General features: G+C 72.8%; 17 protein-coding genes. 6 read left to right on the top strand and 11 right to left on the bottom strand.

All coding sequences use genetic code 11. From position 1 onward, the window contains the following. Positions 1-71 precede the first annotated feature (71 nt). Together VKA29_RS13345 and VKA29_RS13340 are read right to left on the bottom strand one after the other, a co-directional pair. Entirely contained in the window at positions 72-1,709 is a 1,638-nt protein-coding gene (locus VKA29_RS13345; RefSeq protein ID WP_324785693.1) for a hypothetical protein, read from the bottom strand. A gap of 197 nt (positions 1,710-1,906) precedes the next feature. Then, positions 1,907-3,148, bottom strand: coding sequence for an aromatic ring-hydroxylating dioxygenase subunit alpha (locus VKA29_RS13340; protein WP_324785692.1), 1,242 nt, complete (start codon positions 3,146-3,148; stop codon positions 1,907-1,909). 424 nt (positions 3,149-3,572) lie between these two features. On the opposite strand from VKA29_RS13340, the gene VKA29_RS13335 reads away from it, so the two are divergent. Together VKA29_RS13335 and VKA29_RS13330 are read left to right on the top strand one after the other, a co-directional pair. Then, the gene (locus VKA29_RS13335; RefSeq protein ID WP_324785691.1) at positions 3,573-4,811 is read left to right on the top strand and encodes an MFS transporter; all 1,239 of its coding nucleotides are present in this window, start codon (positions 3,573-3,575) and stop codon (positions 4,809-4,811) included. Between the two features lie 307 nt (positions 4,812-5,118). Then, on the top strand, positions 5,119-5,943 hold the full coding sequence (locus tag VKA29_RS13330) for a LysR substrate-binding domain-containing protein (protein ID WP_324785689.1): 825 nt from the start codon (positions 5,119-5,121) through the stop codon (positions 5,941-5,943). A 26-nt stretch (positions 5,944-5,969) separates the two neighbouring features. Here VKA29_RS13330 and VKA29_RS13325 read toward each other — a convergent pair whose 3' ends face one another. From VKA29_RS13325 to VKA29_RS13305, 5 genes are all read right to left on the bottom strand, one after another. Next, positions 5,970-6,560: a GTP-binding protein gene (locus tag VKA29_RS13325; protein ID WP_324785688.1), complete on the bottom strand. Its 591-nt coding sequence runs from the start codon at positions 6,558-6,560 to the stop codon at positions 5,970-5,972. After that, complete coding sequence (locus VKA29_RS13320; protein ID WP_324785687.1) at positions 6,541-6,939, bottom strand: DUF742 domain-containing protein; 399 nt, start codon at positions 6,937-6,939, stop codon at positions 6,541-6,543. The genes VKA29_RS13325 and VKA29_RS13320 overlap by 20 nt, the downstream gene beginning before the upstream one ends. After that, positions 6,936-7,382 carry a roadblock/LC7 domain-containing protein gene (locus VKA29_RS13315; RefSeq protein ID WP_324785686.1) on the bottom strand — a complete coding sequence of 149 codons (447 nt, stop codon included), beginning with the start codon at positions 7,380-7,382 and terminating at the stop codon, positions 6,936-6,938. Before VKA29_RS13315 ends, VKA29_RS13320 begins: the two co-directional genes overlap by 4 nt. Then, positions 7,379-9,823, bottom strand: a complete 2,445-nt coding sequence (locus VKA29_RS13310; RefSeq protein WP_324785685.1) for a nitrate- and nitrite sensing domain-containing protein — start codon at positions 9,821-9,823, stop codon at positions 7,379-7,381. Before VKA29_RS13310 ends, VKA29_RS13315 begins: the two co-directional genes overlap by 4 nt. 649 nt (positions 9,824-10,472) lie before the next feature. Further along, complete coding sequence (locus tag VKA29_RS13305; RefSeq protein ID WP_324785683.1) at positions 10,473-11,153, bottom strand: FadR/GntR family transcriptional regulator; 681 nt, start codon at positions 11,151-11,153, stop codon at positions 10,473-10,475. Positions 11,154-11,286: 133 nt separating this feature from the next. On the opposite strand from VKA29_RS13305, the gene VKA29_RS13300 reads away from it, so the two are divergent. Beyond that, complete coding sequence (locus tag VKA29_RS13300; protein ID WP_420718484.1) at positions 11,287-11,652, top strand: hypothetical protein; 366 nt, start codon at positions 11,287-11,289, stop codon at positions 11,650-11,652. Positions 11,653-11,724: 72 nt separating this feature from the next. On the opposite strand, the gene VKA29_RS13295 is transcribed toward VKA29_RS13300, so the two are convergent. Genes VKA29_RS13295 through VKA29_RS13285 form a run of 3 tightly spaced genes read right to left on the bottom strand, consistent with a single transcriptional unit; the run spans position 11,725 to position 14,044 of the window. Continuing rightward, positions 11,725-12,573, bottom strand: a complete 849-nt coding sequence (locus VKA29_RS13295) for a phosphatase PAP2 family protein (protein WP_324785682.1) — start codon at positions 12,571-12,573, stop codon at positions 11,725-11,727. Next, positions 12,570-13,388, bottom strand: coding sequence for a polyphosphate polymerase domain-containing protein (locus VKA29_RS13290; RefSeq protein ID WP_324785681.1), 819 nt, complete (start codon positions 13,386-13,388; stop codon positions 12,570-12,572). The genes VKA29_RS13295 and VKA29_RS13290 overlap by 4 nt, the downstream gene beginning before the upstream one ends. Further along, a complete protein-coding gene (locus VKA29_RS13285; protein WP_324785680.1) occupies positions 13,385-14,044 on the bottom strand; it encodes a DUF4956 domain-containing protein in 660 nt (219 codons plus the stop codon). Before VKA29_RS13285 ends, VKA29_RS13290 begins: the two co-directional genes overlap by 4 nt. 199 nt (positions 14,045-14,243) lie before the next feature. Here VKA29_RS13285 and VKA29_RS13280 point away from each other — a divergent pair, with 199 nt between their 5' ends. After that, complete coding sequence (locus VKA29_RS13280; RefSeq protein WP_324785679.1) at positions 14,244-14,915, top strand: response regulator transcription factor; 672 nt, start codon at positions 14,244-14,246, stop codon at positions 14,913-14,915. Continuing rightward, positions 14,912-16,285, top strand: a complete 1,374-nt coding sequence (locus tag VKA29_RS13275; protein ID WP_324785678.1) for a HAMP domain-containing sensor histidine kinase — start codon at positions 14,912-14,914, stop codon at positions 16,283-16,285. The genes VKA29_RS13280 and VKA29_RS13275 overlap by 4 nt, the downstream gene beginning before the upstream one ends. 30 nt (positions 16,286-16,315) lie before the next feature. Here the strand turns inward: VKA29_RS13275 and VKA29_RS13270 are convergent, their stop codons facing one another. Further along, positions 16,316-17,005, bottom strand: coding sequence for a TetR/AcrR family transcriptional regulator (locus tag VKA29_RS13270; RefSeq protein WP_324785677.1), 690 nt, complete (start codon positions 17,003-17,005; stop codon positions 16,316-16,318). Positions 17,006-17,107: 102 nt separating this feature from the next. Between VKA29_RS13270 and VKA29_RS13265 the strand changes: the two genes are divergently transcribed. Beyond that, positions 17,108-18,694, top strand: coding sequence for an acyl-CoA mutase large subunit family protein (locus VKA29_RS13265; RefSeq protein WP_324785676.1), 1,587 nt, complete (start codon positions 17,108-17,110; stop codon positions 18,692-18,694). Positions 18,695-18,817: the final 123 nt, after the last annotated feature.

Raw genomic sequence — 18,817 nt, 5'->3', positions numbered from 1 at the left:
CGCCGAGTCCTACCAAGCAGCCGTCACCCTCGCAGCCCTGCTGATGTGGGCGTGACATTTGACGACAACTCCTAGGAACCGAATCCGCCGATCACATCGCTCATCGGGTAGCTGTAGACCTCCCGCTTGCACGACGAGCAGGCGCTCGACGCGTGCTCGCTCAGTGACCAGAGCTGAGGCGCGAGACCGGTGCCCCTGCCGTGTGTCAGGTACAGGTCCTCGGGGCCGATGGCCGACTTCAGGACGGTCGAAGCGGCGACGAGGCGGTCGGCGCCGTCGACCGTCTGCACGGTCGCCTGCAACAGGCGGCCGGTGCTGTAGCCGTTGCTGCGGTGGAAGTACCACTTGCCCTCGTACCGCATGACCCCCTGGATCTTGTGCCACAGGGGTTCGCCGTTGAACGTCCCGGTGGCCGGCAGGCCGTAGGCGGCGTCCGCGTCGGCGAGGGTGCCGGCCGCGCCTTCGACGGCTGTCGTCAGCGCGGTCATCGGGTAGGTGGCGACCCGGCCGGGACTGTCGCCGCCGGCGTTGAGGTTGCAGTACTCACCGATGACCAGGTGGTCGGTGCCGGTGCGGTCCAGGGACACGTACGACACCTTGGGACGGCCGGTCGAGTAGCACTGGCTTTCGGCCGCGCTCCCGCTGTTCCTCGCCGCGGTCATCTTCAGCGAGGCGACCTGGGGCATGACGTACCGGTAGCCGAAGCTGTACCAGACGTTGCTCTGGCGGCCGATCAGCTTCTTCTGCGTGACGTCGCTCGTCAGCCCGTCGGGCGTCGGGTCGTTGACCGCGTCGTCGTTGTCCGGGTTGAGGTCCAGGATCTGGCGCATGTCGAACACCCGCAGCCCGTTGGCGGTGTCGGCGACGTACAGGTAGTTGCCGTACCAGGCCATGCCGCCCGCGTGGATGCCGTTCTGCGCAGCGCAGGACGACGTCACGACCGACACGCACGAGCCCTCGCGCGCGTGCAGGGCGTCGAACGAGATGTGGTTCTTGGAGTTGACGTAGGGCCAGACCAGCAGCACGTGCCGGTACTCGTGCGAGGTCGTGTTGAAGAAGCTGACGCGGACGCCCTTCTCGTTGCAGGCGTCGGCGGCGGTGGACAGCAGACAGTTGTTGAGCCCGCCCGAGGCGTAGTCGCTGCGTCCCGGGTTCTGCGCGTCGTAGGAGGCGACGGCCAGCGGGTCGGAGTCGGAGGTCCCCCAGGTCTCGTCCTCCTGGGCGTCCGAGATACCGGTGATGGCCTGCGGCACCCACTCCGTGGACGTGGCGTCGTCGCTCTTCCAGCAGACGCGGTGGTAGGGCGCCAGGTCGGAGTCGTAGATCGTCCTGGTGCCGCATCCGTCGTCCCAGGCGGCGTCCCGGTTGGTGTTCTCCACCTTCATGAGGTCGGTGAGGGTCTCTTTGGGCAGTGCGGCGTCCAGCTGCGACACCAACCCGCTGAGGTCGCCGCCCTTCTTCAGCTGGAAATCCCCGGCGCGCCCCGCGACCAGTGTGGAGGTCCCGGTGGAGGTGGCGCCGGCGAAGTCGTCCTGTTCCCCGGCGCCCTCGTCGTCGAAGTTGTCGTCCGGCATACCCGCTTCGTAGGCGGTGGTGGGATCGTCCGCCGCCGCGGCGGGGGCGGCGTTCGACACCGGTACGAGGCCGAGCAGCACGCCGGTCAGCAACGCACGGACGACGAAGCGCGCCCTGCGGGAGGGTCTTCCCATCTGGAGCCTTTCCATCAGGCATGACTGACACGCCGTCAGTCACATGAGGGCAGAACGTCAGCAACCATGATCCAGATATTGCATGCACCTGTCAGTCACGGGGGAACGGAATCCGGCCGCCGAGGCCCACTGCGTGCTTCCGTGCTCAGCCTTCGAGGTACGCGTCCGGTGCGGCGACGAGGCCATCGCTTCGTCGGTCAACCGCACTCCTCGTTCCCGGTCCGGCGCGGAGTGGCGGTCGCGCCCGGGACCGGGCGGCTGTGGCCGTCGGTCGGCGCCGGGCCGTCGGACGCAGGGGAGTCACACGGTGGGGTGGTCCCGCACGCGGCAGGCCGGCACCCGCCGGGAAGCGGGACGCCGTTGGCCCGCAGCACTTCGCGGACGTCCAGGATCAGGGGGAAGACCTCCTGGTTGCGGTCCTCACCCTGCTCGTCCCACGCCCGCTGCTCGGCTTCCACGGCCATGCGGTCCTCGGCGAACACCCGCTCGGTGAAGCGCCTGATCAACGGCCAGGCCAGATGAAGGACGCCGGGCACCCGGGGCTTCTCGATCATGAGCAGCCCGTAGGCGCGGCAGGTGCGCTGCTCGGCGTCCTCGGGCACGTACGCCGCCCAGAGGCGGAACGCGGGACGCTCGGCGTTCTCCGGGACCAGGTCGAGCGTCTGGTACGGGTATTCGGTCCGGATGGTCATCACGTCGGCGGAATCGCCGCCGCGCAGGCCCTCGCCGGCCAGCAGACCGGCACCGAGGTTGCGCTTCCCGCCGGCATGGGTGAACAGGTACCTGGCCTCCACGGACCGTGCGGACGTCCGGTGTTCCAGCAGTTCGGGGTGGAGTCTGCCGACCACGCCCCGGTGGAGGAACTGGTGGTTCATGTCGAGCAGGTTCTCGTGCATGAACGAGTAGTGGCAGCGTACCGACCGGGAGAAGGTCATGGTCCGGTACCGGGGCGAGCCGAACGCCGGCAGCACGGGCAGCGCGGTGGCCGATGCCTTCCCCGGGTCGCCGGGAAACACGTACACCAGGCCGTAGGCCTCCTGGACGGGGTAGCCGCGCACGCCGCGCGGCGGCCGGCCGTCGCCCTTGGACAGGTAGGGGATCTGCGAGATCCGGCCGTCTCCCCGGTAGGCCCACGCGTGGTAGCAGCAGCGGAGCACCTCACCGTCCACGACTCCCATGCTCAGCGGCACCTGCCGGTGGGCGCACCGGTCCTCCAGCGCGTGGACCGTGCCGCTCTCGCCACGGTAGAGCGCGATGCGTTCACCGGCGAAGGCGGTGGCGATCACCCGGCCCCTGCGCACGTTCCTCGACAGGGCGACCGGATACCAGTGGTCGGGGTTCGCCCCGAGACGCCTCAGGTCCACGGGACCGGGACCCGGGTCGTGGCGTCCTCGGGGGCGCCGGTGTCCACCGGCTGCGTCGACGTCGGTGTCGGTCATACGTCTCCCCTCGTCCACCGGACGGCACCCCGCCCATGCTGACCGCCGCCCGCCGCCATGGCCCGCCCAGCACGTCCGGACGGGTGAGCGGCACGTCGGCTCCGGCGGCCCGCGCACCCGAAGGTCCCGGTCCCGGCCGCCGACCGCGTGCCGCGCGGCACAGACCGCCGGCGCGGTGGCCGCCTTCCGGTCCCGCCTCCGTACTCGCCGTCTCCCCGGTCGCCGGCCTCACCCCGTATCGCGGACCACCCGGCGTCCATCTCCGATCGCGATGACCGATATCCCGAACCATCGCGGCGAGGGAGGAAGAAGCGAGGGGCGGATCACGCTGAGGCCTGTGCGACGGCATCGAGGAAGCTGCCGGCCGTTCCCCAGCACGTCCGCCCGCGCCGGTCCCCCGGCCCGCTCCTTCAAGAAGGCGCACATGTCCGCATCGTCCGAGCTCAGGACCCCGCACCGGCCCGCGACCGCCCCGCACGGCGTACCGGGGTGGCTGGTCGCGCTGCTGGCCGTCGCCTCCGGCATGACGGTCGCCAACCTCTACTACGCCCAGCCCCTGCTGTCCTCGCTGAGCGGTGTCTTCCACACCAGCACGGCCACCACCGGCACGCTGATCACGCTCACCCAGGTCGGCTACGTGATCGGCATGCTCTTCCTGGTCCCGCTCGGCGACCGGCTGGAGAAGCGCAGCCTGGTCACCGTCCTGCTGACGGTCACGACGCTCGCCCTCGTCGCGGCGGGGCTCGCCACCGGCTTTCCCATGCTGCTGATCGCCTCGCTGGTCAGCGGGGCCACCTCGGTCGTCGCCCAGATCCTCGTGCCGTTCGCCGCCGGCCTCGCGCCCGACCACGCCCGCGGCCGCGTCGTCGGCCGGGTGATGAGCGGACTGCTCACCGGGATCCTGCTCTCCCGCACCCTGAGCAGCGTGGTGTCCGACCTCGCCGGCTGGCGCGTCGTCTTCCTCGGCTCCGCCGCCCTGATGGCCGTGCTCGCGCTGGCCCTGCGGCTTGCCCTGCCCCGGCACGCGCCGACCACGGCCCTGCCGTACCACCACGTACTGCGCTCCACCGTCCGGCTGGTGCGCACGCACCCGGCACTGACGCGGCGCGGTCTCTACCAGGCGGCGATGTTCGGCGCCTTCAGCGCCTTCTGGACCACGGTCTCCTTCGTGCTGACCGGCCCCCGCTTCGACTACTCCCCGATCGGGGTCGGCGTGTTCGCCCTCGTCGGCGCGGCCGGCGCGGCCGTGGCTCCGTTCGCCGGCCACTGGGCCGACCGCGGGCTCGTCCGCCCGATCACCGGCGCAGCCTTCCTGGCGGCCGCGCTGGCCTTCGCGCTCGCCGGGTTCGGCGGGCACAGCATCGTGCTGATCGCCGTGGCCGCGATCGTCATCGACATGGCCGTGCAGACCACCCTGATCCTCGGCCAGCACACGGTCTACCAGCTCGACCCCGCCGCGCGAGCCCGCCTCAACAGCGCCTTCATCGCCATGTTCTTCGTCGGTGGCGCGGTCGGCTCCCAGCTCGGCTCCGCCGTCTACCACGCCGGCGGCTGGACCGCCCTGACCGTCCTCGGCGCCGCTCTTCCCCTGATCGCGCTCGTCCACTGGACCACCGAGCGCCGACCTCGCACGGCGGCCGAGCCGGACACCGCGAACCCGTGACACCGGCCGGCAGCCGGGAAGCCACGGCAAGGGGTCCGCGCAGCGAAGATCGGCGCCGGGCCGCCCTCGCGCCGGACGGAACGCCGCTGGACCGGGAGCGGATGATGGATCTGCGGCAGATGGAGGTCGTCGTCGCGGTGGCGGACACCGGCGGGTTCACGGCGCAATCACGCCGGCCGCACGTGGTCCAGTCCGCCGTGTCCAGCACGGCGCACGTCCTCGCGGGTCGGCCGGGCCGCCGTGCCCTCGTAGGCGGGCGCAGTGCGCCGGGAGATCCGCGCCTTCGAACGCGAACTGGGCACCCCCCTTGTTCGGCCGCACCACGCACCGTGTCCCCCTCACCCCGGCCGGTGAGTCGTTCGTCCCCGCCGCCCGTGCGACGCTCCGGGCCGCCGAACTGGCCCGGGAGGCCGTCGACGCCGTACGGGGGCAGCTGTGCGGGCGGGTGACGGTCGGCACGATGCAGGGGGTGTGGGCGGGGCTCCACCACGCCCTGGCCGCGCTGCGTGCGGAGCATCCGGGCGTGGTCGTGCGGCTGCGGCAGGCGGCCGTCGCCGACATCCGGCAGGCACTGCGCGAGGGCACCGTGGATCTGGCGGTGGTGGCGCCGGACCGCCGGCCGCAACGGGGGCTCGCGACCCGGCTGCTGTCCCGCGAGGACATGGTGCTGCCGGCGGCGCCCCGGAGGGCGCTCGCCGAGGCGGCGCCGAACGGCGAGGTCCGGCTCGCCGACGTCGCTCGGTTGCCCCTGGTGGACTTCACCCCCGGCTGGGCCATCCGCTACACGGTGGACCGGGTCTTCCGGGCCGCGGGCGTCGACCGCAGCGCCACGTTCGAGGTGAACGGCATCGGCGCGGCGGCCGAGCTGGTCCGCAACGACCTGGGCGTCTGCATCATGCCCGAGTCGATCGCGGACCGCCTCCCCGATCTGCCCCGGTACCGGTCCGACCGGCATGCGCCGCACTGGAAGATCATGGTGGTACGGCCGCCCGGCGAGGCCCCGCCGGCGGTCGCCGCGCTGCTGCGCCACAGCACCTGCCGTCACCCCGCTTTCCGTTCCGGCTACGGCATGCCGCCCGGCGAACACCGCGCCCGCCGGGCGGCACGAGCCTGCTCGCGCGCGGGCGGCTGACGCCCCGGTGAGCCCGCCGGAGCACTTCAGGCGGTCGGCCGGGGCGACGGGTGCCGGGCCATGAGGTGTTCGATCAGGGCGAGCAGGACCTCGCGGCCGTCGGCCGGTTCGCGTGCGTCGCACATCACGACAGGGACCTGCGGGTCCAGGTCCAGGGCGGTGCGGACCTCCTGGGGCGTGCGGTCGCGGACGTTGTGGAAGCAGTTGACCGCGACGACGAACGGGATGCCGCGGCTCTCGAAGAAGTCGATGGAGGCGAAACTGACCTCCAGGCGGCGGGTGTCGGCCAGCACCACCGCTCCCAGGGCGCCGTGCACCAGGTCGTTCCACATGAACCAGAAGCGTTCCTGGCCGGGGGTGCCGAACAGGTAGAGCACCAGTTCGTCGCTGATGGTGATGCGTCCGAAGTCCAGCGCCACGGTGGTGGTGGTCTTGGCGCCGACGCCGGCCAGGTCGTCCACTCCGACGCTGGCACGGGTCAGGTACTCCTCCGTGTGGAGGGGGGCGACCTCGCTGACCGCGCCGACCATGGTGGTCTTGCCGACGCCGAAGCCGCCGGCGACCAGGATCTTCACGGCCTGGGCCGTCTGCGCCGGATCAGAGCCCGCGGAGCCCATTTCTCACCGCCTCAAGGATGGTCATGTCGGGGAGGTTGCCGTTCTGCGCGAAGGCCAGGGGCGGCCGGGCCCGTACTCGCCCGGCGTCGATCAGGTCACCGATGAGGATCTTGGTCACCGAGACCGGCAGGTCCAGTTCGGCGGCGATCTCGGCCACCGCGACCGGCCCGTGCGCGCACAGCCGCAGGACGGTGCGGTGTTCCGGCTGCAGTGCCTGCCGGTCGGCCGCGGGGTCCGCGCCGACGACGGGCAGTGCCGTGATCAGGGTGATCAGGGTCAGGTCGTCACGGCCGGCGGTGGTGCGGCCGCCGGTGATGGTGTAGGGGCGGACCAGCGGTTGGTCGGCGTCGTCGTCGAGCTCCTCCGTCCAATGCCTCATGCCCCGGCCCCGGGACCGGCGGGCGGGGTCGGTGCGGACTGCGGGGTACGTGCGTCGGTGCCCAGCTTCTGGCCCACCTGCTGGACCAGCGTGTGCATGGCGACCGCCATCACTTCGGCATCGACCTCCTGGGAGGCGACGACGGCCAGGTGGGTGCCCCGGCCGGCCGCGGTGACGAACAGCCACAGGTCGGCCATCTCGACGATGACCTGGTGGACCGGACCGCCCCGGAAGAGCTGCCCGACGCCACGGGCCAGGCTCTGCTGACCGGTGGCGATCGCGGCCAGGCGCTCCGCCTCGGAGCGCTCGATGGTTTTCGAACGGCTGATCACCAGACCGTCGTCGGACAGCACGACGGCATGCCGGGTGCCGGCGACCTGGTCGACCAGTCCGTCGAGGAGCCAGTCCAGGTCTGCGTCGGTGGCGATGGTTCGCTGAGTCATCCTCGGTCTTCCGTCGTGGAGGGATCGGGCTGGTCGGCGCCGGGCTCGGACGGCCGGGCGCCTGCGGCGCGGTTCTTGCGGGACTGCCGCTGGAAGGCGCCGATGGTGGCGCCGGAGCGGGCCGGGGCGGTGGGCGGGTCCTGGGAGGCCGGGGGCTCCTGCGGGGTCGGCACCCGCAGCTCGGCCACCAGACTGGCCTGACGCGTCCGGCGAGGCAGCGGGGCGGGTCCGGCCGGCGCCTCCGGCGTGGCCGGCGGGTCCGCGGGGGCCGGCGCGGGCGCGGTGACGTCGGCCATCGCCCGTCCCCGCGACCGCACCGGCAGGCCGTACGGGCCGTCCGCGCGCTGCGAGCCGTCCGCCGGGCGGGGGTCGACGGGCCCGCGCGGCGGAGGGAGGGCGGCACCGGTGTCGTCCGGCGACGGGCTGTCGGCGGCGTCCGCCACCGACCGGGGCCGTTCGGCCACCAGGGCCTGCGGGACGAGGACGATGACGCGGGTGCCGCCGAACGCCGACGGCCGCAGTTCCACCTGCAGGCCCAGGCCCGCAGACAGGCGGGCCACCACGTACAGGCCCAGGCGCACGTCGTCGGCGCGGGTCATCACGTCCAGCTGCGGGGGCGTGTGCATGAGGGCGTTGACGGCCTCGTACTGTTCGGCGTCCATGCCCAGCCCGCGGTCCTCGATCTCCACCGCGATGCCCCGGCTGACCGGCGCCGCCTTGATCTCGACGGGGGTCGGCGGCTTGGAGAACGCGGTCGCGTTCTCCATCAGCTCGGCCAGGATGTGGATCAGCGGTCCCACCGCTCGCTCGGAGACCCATGGGCGGCCCTCGACGTCGATCGCGATGCGCCGGTAGTCCTGCACCTCACCCTGCGCGGCGCGCAGGACGTCCAGCAGCGGCACCGGTCTGCGCCAGTGGCGCCGCGGCTGGCCGCCGCCGAGGATCACCAGGTTCTCCTCGTAGCGGCGCAGCCGGGCGGTGAGGTGGTCCAGGTCGAACAGCCCCTCCAGCAGCTGCGGGTCCTCGTGCCGGCGCTCCAGCTCGTCCAGCTTCTTCAGCTGCAGGCCGATCAGCAGCTGGGTGCGGCGCGCGATGCGCTGCAGCAGCCGCTCGAAGCCACGGTGCTGCTCGGCCTGGCGCACCGCGGTGTGCACCGCGCTGCGGCTGGCGGTGTTCAGCGCGCGGCTCAGTTCGCCGAACTCGTCCGACGCCGGGGTCAGCACCGGCACCTCGGCGTCGACGTCCACGTCCTCGCCCCGTTCGAGCCGGGCGACCACCTGCGGCAGCCGCTGCCCCAGGTCCTGCGCCTGGTCGCGCAGCGCCGAGACCCGTCGGCGCAGTGTCGCGGTCAGCCGCCAGGTCACCAGCACGACCAGGGTGATCGCGAACAGGCCCAGGGCGGAGGCGGAGAACAGGAACAGCCGCAGCCGTCCCACTTCGGCGGCGCCGGCGGCGCTGGAGACACCGAAGTGGACGCGGGTGAGCTCGTTCAGCCCGCTGATCGAGGCGTCCGTCGCGGCCCGCCACTGGGCCCGGGCCCGCGGCAGCGCCGCACCGTCACCACCGACGGCGGAGGCCTGCAGCCGTTCCTCGACGGCGACCCGGCTCTTCCACGCCTTGCTGTCGGTCATCTCCCCGTACATCCGGCTCTCCGCCGGGGTGAGGTTCGGCGCCACGCGCGCGTCCAGCAGGTACTCGTGGGTGCCGATGGCGTCGGTGACCAGGTCGTAGTCCTCGGCCGACAGTCGGCCCGACGCCCAGCCCCGGGCGAGCAGCGCGTCCTCGCGGCCAATCATGTCCATGACCCCGTTGATGTCGAACAGGACCTGCGCCAGGCCGGTCACCTCGCCGTTGGTGCCGTGGGACAGCACGGCGAAGACCTTGATGCTGGCGTCGACGGCCTCGGTGTAGTAGGCGAACGCGTGGTCCTGGCCCACGGTGCCGGCGTCCACCGCACGGCGTTCCCGTGCGAGCCGGCCGGTCGCCTTCGCCGTCCGGGCGAGCGCGTCGTCGAGCCCTTGCTGACCGCCGCCGGTGTCCAGCGAGGCCAGCGGCCGGAAGGCCTTGACCGCCCGGTCGGTGACCGTGCGCTGCCGGACCAGGGCCGCCCGGGCCGTCCGGGGCGAGGCCAGCGCCTCCGCGGTCAGCCGCCGTTCCTGCTCCAGAGCGCTGAACAGGGCCGCGTTCACCGGGGCGACGGTCATGCTCAGGTTCTGCTGGGCGTTCAGTTTGCGGTACTGGTCGCCGAGTCGGTACGTGGCCACGCCCCACAGCGCGACCAGCGCCACGCTCGGCACGAGCAGCAGCACCAGCAGCACCGTGCGCAGCGGCAGGCGGCGTTCACCGGCCGTCGACGGCTGCCTGTCGGTCGGGCCCGTCCGTCGGCGGCCGGCCCGCGAACCGTCCGCTCCGCGGCGTCCGATCCTGCTCGATCCACTCACGCGCGAGACACTCTCCTCGTCACTGTTCAGCCGTACTGTGACGAGATCGCGCCAGGCAGTAGCGGTTGGTGGCCTGATATTAGCCATAGAGCGTCCTGATGCCGAAAGTCCATTCGGCGACGCACGCGAAGGGAGCGCCGGCAAAGTCGATCTATTGCCTCGTGACGGGATATCGCTCCCTGTGCTCCCGCCCCGACGGCCGACCGGTCCGGGTGGACAGCCGGGCCGTCGACGCCGGGCGCGGGTCGGCGGGATGGCGCTCGTTCCGGGCCGGGAGCCGACGCCGGTGAACCCGTCGCGCGGCTGCGCACACCGTTCGCAGGCGCCGGAGACCACCGCGACCGCATGTCCGGGGCGCGGGGGCCGGGCGCGGGGCGCGGACACGGGCACGGAAGGCCGGGGGTACGGAAGGCCGGGCGCGGGCAACGGAAGGCCGGGGGCACGGCAGGCCGGGCGTGGGGCGCGGACACGCGGGGCGTCGGGCACGGTCACCCCGTGGAGGGACGCGCGGGCGCCGCACGCGACGGCGGGGCGCTGCCCCGGGCACGGGATGTCCGGAGGGCAGCGGCGGACGAGCCGCTCGCCTACCGGAGGACGAGTCGGCCCACCCTGCCGGGGGTGTGGGCAGGGGCGTGCGGGCGTGCGGGACCTATACGGCCGACGAGCGGGAGGCGGGGAAGCGGCGGCGCTGCCAGGCCTGCTCGATGTGGGCGGCCATGGCGCGGGCGGCGCCCTCGGCGTCGCGGGCGGCCAGCCGTTCCACGATGCGCCGGTGTTCGGCGTTCGCGGTCGCGCAGGCCCTCTCGTCGGGGGTGCCGTTGTAGAGGCTGGTGGTCCGTGCCTGGGTGTGCACGATCCGGACGAAGGACTGCCCCAGCCGGTTGCCTGACGCCTGCATGACGGCCGCGTGGAAGGCCACGTCGGTCTCGATGAACCGCTGCGGGGTGCGGGTCTCCCCGTCCATCCGGTCCAGCACCTCCTGGATGGCGCGCAGGTCGGCCTCGTCGGCCACCGCGGCCGCCTGGGCGGCCATCTGCGACTCCAGCGCCGAGCGGATCCCGACCAGCTGGTCGAGGACGACGAGTTCGTCGTCGTGCTGGAAGGTCGCCGCGAGCACCACCGGGTCCAGCAGGTTCCACTCCTCCTGGGCGGCCACCGTGGTCCCCGAGCCCTGGCGGGCGTGGACCAGGCCCTTGGCCTCCAGCGCCTTCACGGCCTCCCGGACGGTGGTGCGGCTGACCCCGAAGGTCTCGCACAGCTCCGGCTCGGACGGCAGCGCCGAGCCGGGCGGGAAGAAACCGGCGACCACCCGGTCGGTCAGCGTCGACAACGGCGTGCGCGAGAGTCCGCGTCCCCGCGGCCGATCCGCCGTTCGTATGGAGGCAGGGACTGCACGGCAGCCCGGCCGAGGGTGAGGCCGCGGTCCTGCGGATCCGCACCAACAGGGGGGCGAAGGGGTCGCCATGGCGCCGCGCCGCGGCACCGCCGTCATGCTCGCCGATCTCCTGGACCGCGTACTGCGGGAGGAGCTGGTGGGCCAGGACCCGCTGCAGCGCGAGTGGCTGTGGCACCGGATGTGGGAGCTGGACCGTACCGAGGAGCTCCCCCTCTATCTGCTCGGCCTGGTCGACACCGCGCTGTGGGACCTGGCGGGACGGCTCGCCGGCCTGCCCACCTGGCAGTTCCTCGGCGGCTACCGCACCTCCATCCCGGCCTACGCCTCCACGGTCACCCACTCCTCGACCGAGGAGTACCTCGACATCGCCGGCCAGGCCCTGGAGCTCGGCTACCCAGCCATCAAGCTGCACGCCGCCCAGCCGCCGGCCTGACCGGCGCGGCCCGCGGGGCCCGGTTCCACGCCCGCGCCTCCGCAGGCGTGGAACCGGGCTCACGCGGGCGCGTCAGTGGCCGCCGACGAGGAGTTCGTAGTCGCCGATCAGGTCACCGAGCAGGGTGCCGGCCGTGAGGTCGCTGGGGACGTGGCCGGCCATGTAGAGGCGGGAGTAGAGCACTTCGTCCTGCATCCACCGGTAGTCCGCCGCGCGGTGCGGGGAGAGGGCGCCGAGGAAGGTGACGGCCGCCGCGGCACGGGTGGCGTGGCGGGAGGGGTAGGAGTAGGGGCCCTTGGCACCGGGCTTGAGGTGTTTGTCCCGGCGCAGGCTCGGGTCCAGGACGAAGGGGGCCGGCTGCCGGTCCCGGGCGGCGACCCGGTCGCTGATCGTCTTGGCCAGTTTCAGGGCCGCCTTGAGTTCGGCCTTCTCCGCCGCACCGCGCCGGGCGGGGATCAGTTCGCGCTGGTCGTGCAGGTAGAGCTTCCAGATGTCCTTCTTGCCGTGGAGTTCCAGCCAGGTGGCGGCCTTCTCCCCGGCGGCGGTGCGGGTCCCGGCGAGTCGCTGCACCTGGTGGAGTTCGGTGGTGCGCTCGGCCGCCGCGGGCGGTGCGGGGACCTGCCGGGCGGCCCAGGCGGCGAACGCCCGGTCGTCGCGAGTGGTGCCGTGCGCCTTCTTCCACTGGGCGAACAGGGCGTCGGCCTTGCCGCGCTGGGCCGCCGCCTGCTTGCCGATCCCGGCGGTCTCGGCGTCGGTGAAGAGGGTGGGCGGCGGGTTCTGCCTGATCCGTTCGGTGGCTCCGGGCTTCTTCTTCCCGGAGGTCGAGGCGGCGGCCGGGTACAGCAGGCCGAAGGCGGCGGCGGCTACGGCGAGCAGCGCGATCACGGCGTAGGGCCAGCGGATACCGCGCGGGGCTTTCATGCGGCGGAGGTCCTTTCGAGGAGGGGTTCCGTACGCGTCCGCACGGTGAAGTGGGTGCGGGCGAGGCGGCGTACGTCGTTGTCGGGCAGGCCGGGGGTGAGCAGGGAGCGGCCCACGACGTACTTGCTGAGCGACACCGGGCGGGCCCCCAGGCGCAGCAGCAGCCGGTCGGCGACGGCCGGCCGCGCGCCTCCCTTGGTCTCCACCAGCACCTGCCCGGGGTCGAGGGCGGCGCCGCGGTCGCCGTGGTGGCAGGTGAGGGCGGAGTCGAGGGTGACGCGGGTGCCGTGGTCCAGATCGGCGAGGGCGGCGCGGACGTAGCGGATCTCGGCGGAGGGAGACAGGTCCGCGGCCGTGACGGGGATGCCGGACCGTTCCAGCACCTCGTCCACGAAGGCCGCGGCCTGCCCGCCCAGTTCGCCGTAGGCGGCGGCCGGGACGCGCAGTGCGTGCTTGACGGTGGCGCCGCGGCCGTCCTTGGTCTTCACCTCCACCCGGCACAGTCCGTCCTCCGCGTACAGGCGGGTGCGGACCTTCCAGCGGCGGCGCCGGCCCTGGACGTGGGCACGCCAGGCGGCCAGCCGCTCGGTGTCGAAATAGGTGCTGAGGTAGCTCGTCGTACGGCGTCCGGCGAGGTCGAGGACGTGGTGGCGGTCGGCGAGCAGCCGGACGGCGTCGCGGGCCCGGTCCAGGGGGACCAGGTACTTGCGGTCGGTGCGGTGCTGCAGCGCGGCGGCCGCGTCGACCTCGGCGAGCGCGGCGCCCCGCAGGGCGGACAGACCGAGCGCGGCCGTGAGAGCGGACGCCTGCGTCACGACGACGTCACCCGCTCACGCGGCTCGGTCTCCGGGGCGGTGGCGGGCTCGTCCGGTGGAGCCGGGTAGCGGGCGGAGACCCGGGTGGTCTCCCGTACGTAGTCGACCTCGTCGACGACCACGGACAGCGGCGCCTGCCCGAAGCGGAACGCGACGTCCTGCGCGATCAGGGAGGGGTCGTCGTAGATCCGGTCCAGCGTGAGCTTCACGCTGCGGGTCGGCGGCCGGTACGACCTGGGGTCGTCGACCACCAGGACCGCGAGGAGCACCAGCACGGCCAGCGAGACGACCAGCCAGCTGTCGCGCTGCGGCAGCCCGGTGCACAGCGCGATGACCAGCGCGACGAAGGTGTAGGCGACGTCGCGCAGGGTGAACGCCGCGCTGCGCAGCCGGACCAGGGAGAGGATGCCGAACAGCCCGAACCCCACCCCGGCCGGGAACTTCCCGGCGCTGATCGTGCTCATCGCGGCGAACAGGCCGACGTTCAGCGCGACCAGGACCAGCGGCATCGCCGGTACGCTGGGCCGGCGCCGGTGGAGCCACCCGACCAGGACCAGCAGGGCGACGACGTCCAGGCCGCCGCGGGTCGTCAGGTCCGTGGGGGCGATATGGGCGGTGATGCCCTTGGCGGCGAGCATCGAGGCCGCTGCGTGCATGGCTGTCCCTTCCGTCACGGCACGTCGGACGGCGGGCCGGTCGCGGCCCGCGGAGCACCGCGACGCGAACGACGGTAGGGACGGCACATGAACAGACCATGAAGCCTTCTCTCCGCACCCGGAGCCTCGCCTCCGGACCGTCTCCACCGCCCGGGGCCGGTGCCGGAGCCGGGGCCGCGGGCGGGTTAGCCTGGCCGGCATGCACTACCTGGTCGTCGACGACGAGACGCGCCTCACCGACCTGGTCGTCCGCTACCTCGGCGAGTCCGGCCACAGCGCCGAAGGCCGCTACGACGGCCCGGCCGGACTGGCCGCCGCCCGCGATCCCCGCGTCGACGCGGTCGTCCTGGACGTCATGCTGCCCGGCATGGACGGGGTCGAGGTGTGCCGCACACTGCGCGCCGAGGGCATCGACGTGCCCGTGATCCTGCTGACCGCACGCGGCGCGATCAGCGAGCGGGTCGCCGGACTGGACGCCGGCGCCGACGACTACGTGGTCAAACCCTTCGCCATGGAGGAGCTGATGGCCCGGCTGCGGGCCCTGTCCCGGCGCCGCCCGGACAGCTCCGGCCGCCTCCGGGTCGGTGATCTGGTCCTGGACCCCGAGCAGCAGCGGGCCTGGCGCGCGGACACCGAACTCGACCTCTCCCGCCGCGAGTTCGACGTCCTGCGGGTGCTGATGGAGAACGCCGGCCGGGTCGTGACCCGCCACCTGCTGCTCGACGAGGTCTGGGACGGCGAGACCGACCTGCGCAGCAACGCCATCGACGTCCACGTCTCCAAGGTGCGCGCCAAGGTCGACCGCGCCTTCGGCCGTACGACGATCACGACGCTGCGCGGACGCGGTTACCGCCTGGAGACCGCGCCGTGAGGGCGCGCGGCCGGCTGCGGGCCCGGCTGCGCAGGCTGCCCGTCGTCACCCGCCTGGTGCTGGCTGTCGCCGTCACCATGTCGCTGGTCCTGACCGGGACCGCCGGGCTGGTCTACTGGCGGGTCAAGACCGCTCTGGACCAGCAGCTCAACGACGACCTCACCACCTACCGGAGCAGTCTCGACCAGGCCGTGGGCGCCGGAGCGCAGCTCCCGCCCGGCCCCAGCGGCAGCCTCCGGCAGGTCCTCGACGGACAGGGCCGCGTCCTGCGGTCCAGTGACGCCCTGCGCCAGCAGCCGCTGCTCACCCCCGCCGAGCTGAACGCCGTCGCGAGCGGTGCCACCGTCCGGCGTGACGTCGGCTCCCTGCTGCCCATCACCGCGGACACGCTGCGGCTGCAGGCCAGGCGCGTGACGGCGGACGGCCGGACCCGGATCGTGGTCGCCGCCGTCCGGCGCGGCCACCGCGACGAGGCGCTGCGCGAACTCCTCGCCCAGCTCGCCTTCGCCTCCGCGCTGACCCTGATCGCCGCTTCCTACGTCGGCTACCGCACGGCCCGCGCCGCGCTGCGCCCGGTCGAGCGCTACCGCGGCGGGGCCGCCGCCCTCGCCGACGGCTCCCCGAACACGCGGCTCGACGTTCCCGCCGACCGGGACGACGAGATAACCCGGCTCGGGCACACCCTCAACCACATGCTCGACCGCCTGGCGGCGTCCGCCGAACGCGAGCGCCGGTTCGTCGCGGACGCCAGCCACGAACTGCGCACCCCGCTGACCCTGATGCGCGCCGAGCTGGACGTCGCGCTGCACCGCCCCCGCTCCGCCGGGGAGCTCACCGAGACCCTGCGCTCCGTGGACACCGAGGTGCAGCGGCTGATCGACCTCTCCAACGCCCTGCTCGACCTGGAGGAACTCGGCAGCAGCCGGCACCTCACCCGTTCCTCCGTACGCCTGTCCGATCTCGTCGGGGCCGCCGTCGCCCCGCACCTGCGCACCGCCGAGCGGGCCGGGCGGGCCGTGCGCGTCGAGGCGGCCGACACGGACATCGACGCCGACGCCCGCTGGCTGCGGCCCGCCATCGGCAACCTGCTCGACAACGCCCTGCGCCACGGCACCGGGACCGTCCGCCTGACGGCCGCCGTCCACGACGGGCGGCTGCGGCTGCGCGTCACGGACGAGGGGCCCGGTTTCCCGCCCGGGTTCCTGCCGCGGGCGTTCGACCGGTTCGCCCGCGCCGAGGCGAGCCGCACCGGCGAGGGCTCCGGCCTGGGACTCGCCTTCGTCCAGGCGGTGGCCGTCGCCCACGGCGGCACCGCGCACGCCGAGAACACCGGGCACGGCAGCGCCGTCACCCTCGACCTGCCCTGCTGAGCGGCGCACCGGCCGGTCGACGGGCGGGATTCAGCTCACGGGTCCGCCGTCGACGAGCCGTCTCAGCGAGGGAAGCAGGGCATCGAGGTCCTGCGCGGTGCGGAAGGCGACGATCGTGGTGCCGCCCGCGTCGGCGGCGCCCTCGCGCGTGGAGGGCGCCGGGAAGAGCGCGAGGACCTCGCTCATCGCCTCGTCCATCTCCGCCACCGGTTCTCGGGACTCCCCCCGCAGCCAGCGGCGCAGCACGTGGTTGTGGGCCGCGACCACGGAGGCGGCCATGAGTTCCGCCTTCAGGGAGGCCGAGGTCGTCGGATCCCCCATCCACTCCGCGATGAACTCGCGGAACAGCCGCTGGTAGCGCGCGACGCTGGCGATCTCCCGGTCGCGCAGGGCCGGCACCTTGCTGGTGAGCCCGTAGCGCCGCCGCGCGAGGTCGCCCTCCTCGATGTAGTGCAGCAGGACCAGGCGGACCGCGTCGGACACGGCGACCAGCGCGGTGCTGTGGCTGGAGGTCGCCAACCGGTCCCTGATCAGTTCCAGCAGCCGGTCGTGATCGGGGAAGATCACCGCTTCCTTGGACCGGTAGTGCCGGAAGAACGTCGTCCGTCCCACTCCGGCCCGTTCTGCGATGTCGTCGACGGTCGTCTGCTCGTATCCGCGCTCGTCGAAGAGCGCGAAGGCGGCGTTCGCCAGCCGGATCCGCGCGGGTTCCTTGCTCATGACCGCCCATCCTTCCCTGACCCGAGACCCGGTGCCCACTTGCCCACCGCAATGGTACTGAGTACCGTCTACAAAGTATTCAGTACCGAAGGAGGTCGGGGCGTGAGTTCCGCTGCAGAGAGCGAGTCCGGACTGCCCATCCGACCGGTGTACGACGGCTGGTCGCCGGCGGGTTCCGGCGCGGACACCGAGCTGGGCGCGCCGGGGCGGTTCCCGTTCACCCGGGGCGTGTATCCGTCCATGTACACCGGCCGCCCCTGGACGATGCGGCAGTACGCCGGCTTCGGCACGGCGAAGGAGTCCAACGAGCGCTATCACGAGCTGGTGAACGCGGGCACCGGCGGTCTGAGCGTGGCCTTCGACCTGCCGACGCAGATGGGCTACGACTCCGACGAGCCCATCGCCCGGGGCGAGGTCGGCAAGGTCGGCGTGGCCGTCGACTCGATCGAGGACATGCGGACCCTGTTCCAGGGGCTGCCGCTGGACAAGGTGTCGACGTCGATGACGATCAACGCCCCGGCCTCGACGCTGCTCCTGCTCTACCAACTCGTCGCCGCCGAGCAGGGCGTCGCCGGCGATCAGCTGACCGGCACGATCCAGAACGACGTGCTCAAGGAGTACATCGCCCGCGGCACCTACATCTTCCCGCCCCAGCAGTCCCTGCGGCTGATCAGCGACATCTTCGCCTACTGCCACCGGGAGCTGCCGCGCTGGAACACGATCTCCATCTCCGGCTACCACATGGCCGAGGCGGGTGCGACACCCGTGCAGGAGATCGCCTTCACCCTCGCCAACGCCAAGGAATACGTGCGCACCGCGATCGCCGCCGGCCTGGACGTCGACGACTTCGCCCCGCGGCTGTCGTTCTTCTTCGTCGCCCGGACCACCCTGCTGGAGGAGATCGCGAAGTTCCGCGCCGCGCGCCGCATCTGGGCCCGCGTCATGCGCGACGAGTTCGGCGCGAAGAACCCCAAGTCGCAGATGCTGCGCTTCCACACGCAGACCGCGGGCGTGCAGCTGACCGCGCAGCAGCCCGAGGTCAACCTCGTCCGGGTCGCCCTGCAGGGGCTGGGCGCGGTACTCGGCGGCACGCAGTCCCTGCACACCAACTCCTACGACGAGGCCATCGCGCTGCCCACCCAGAAGGCGGCCCGGCTCGCCCTGCGCACCCAGCAGGTGATCGCCTACGAGACCGACGTGACCAAGACCGTCGATCCGTTCGCTGGGTCCTACGTCATGGAGTCGATGACCGACGACATCGAAGCCGCGGTGGTGGAGCTGATCCGGGCCGTCGAGGACCGGGGCGGCGCCGTGGCCGCGATCGAGCAGGGCTTCCAGAAGTCCGAGATCGAGAAGTCCGCGTACCGCATCGCCCAGGAGATCGACCACGGGGAGCGCACCGTCGTCGGGGTCAACAAGTACGTGCTCGACGAGGAGGAGCCCTACGAGCCGCTCCGGGTCGACCCGCAGATCGAGATCGACCAGTGCGAACGCCTCGCGAAGCTCCGCGAGGACCGCGACAAGGACGCCGTCGAGCGCGCCCTCGACGCCGTGCGGGAGGCCGCCCGGGGCACGGACAACGTGCTGCCCCCGATGCGCGAGGCGCTGCGGCAGCGCGCCACCGTCGGCGAGGTGTCCCACGCCCTTCGCGACATCTGGGGCGTGCACGTCCCCCACGACACTTTCTGACCATCAAGGCTCGGGTGAGACAACCAGTGAACGACATCGACATCCGCACGACCGCGGGCAAGCTCGCGGATCTGCAGCGCCGTATCGACGAAGCGACGCACGCCGGCTCCGCACGCGCCGTGG

The sequence above is a fragment of the Streptomyces sp. H51 genome, from assembly GCF_035656535.1.
Taxonomy (GTDB): Bacteria; Actinomycetota; Actinomycetes; order Streptomycetales; family Streptomycetaceae; genus Streptomyces.
The sequence above is the reverse complement of the archived record's forward strand: the minus strand, read 5'-3'. Positions and strand labels throughout refer to the sequence as shown.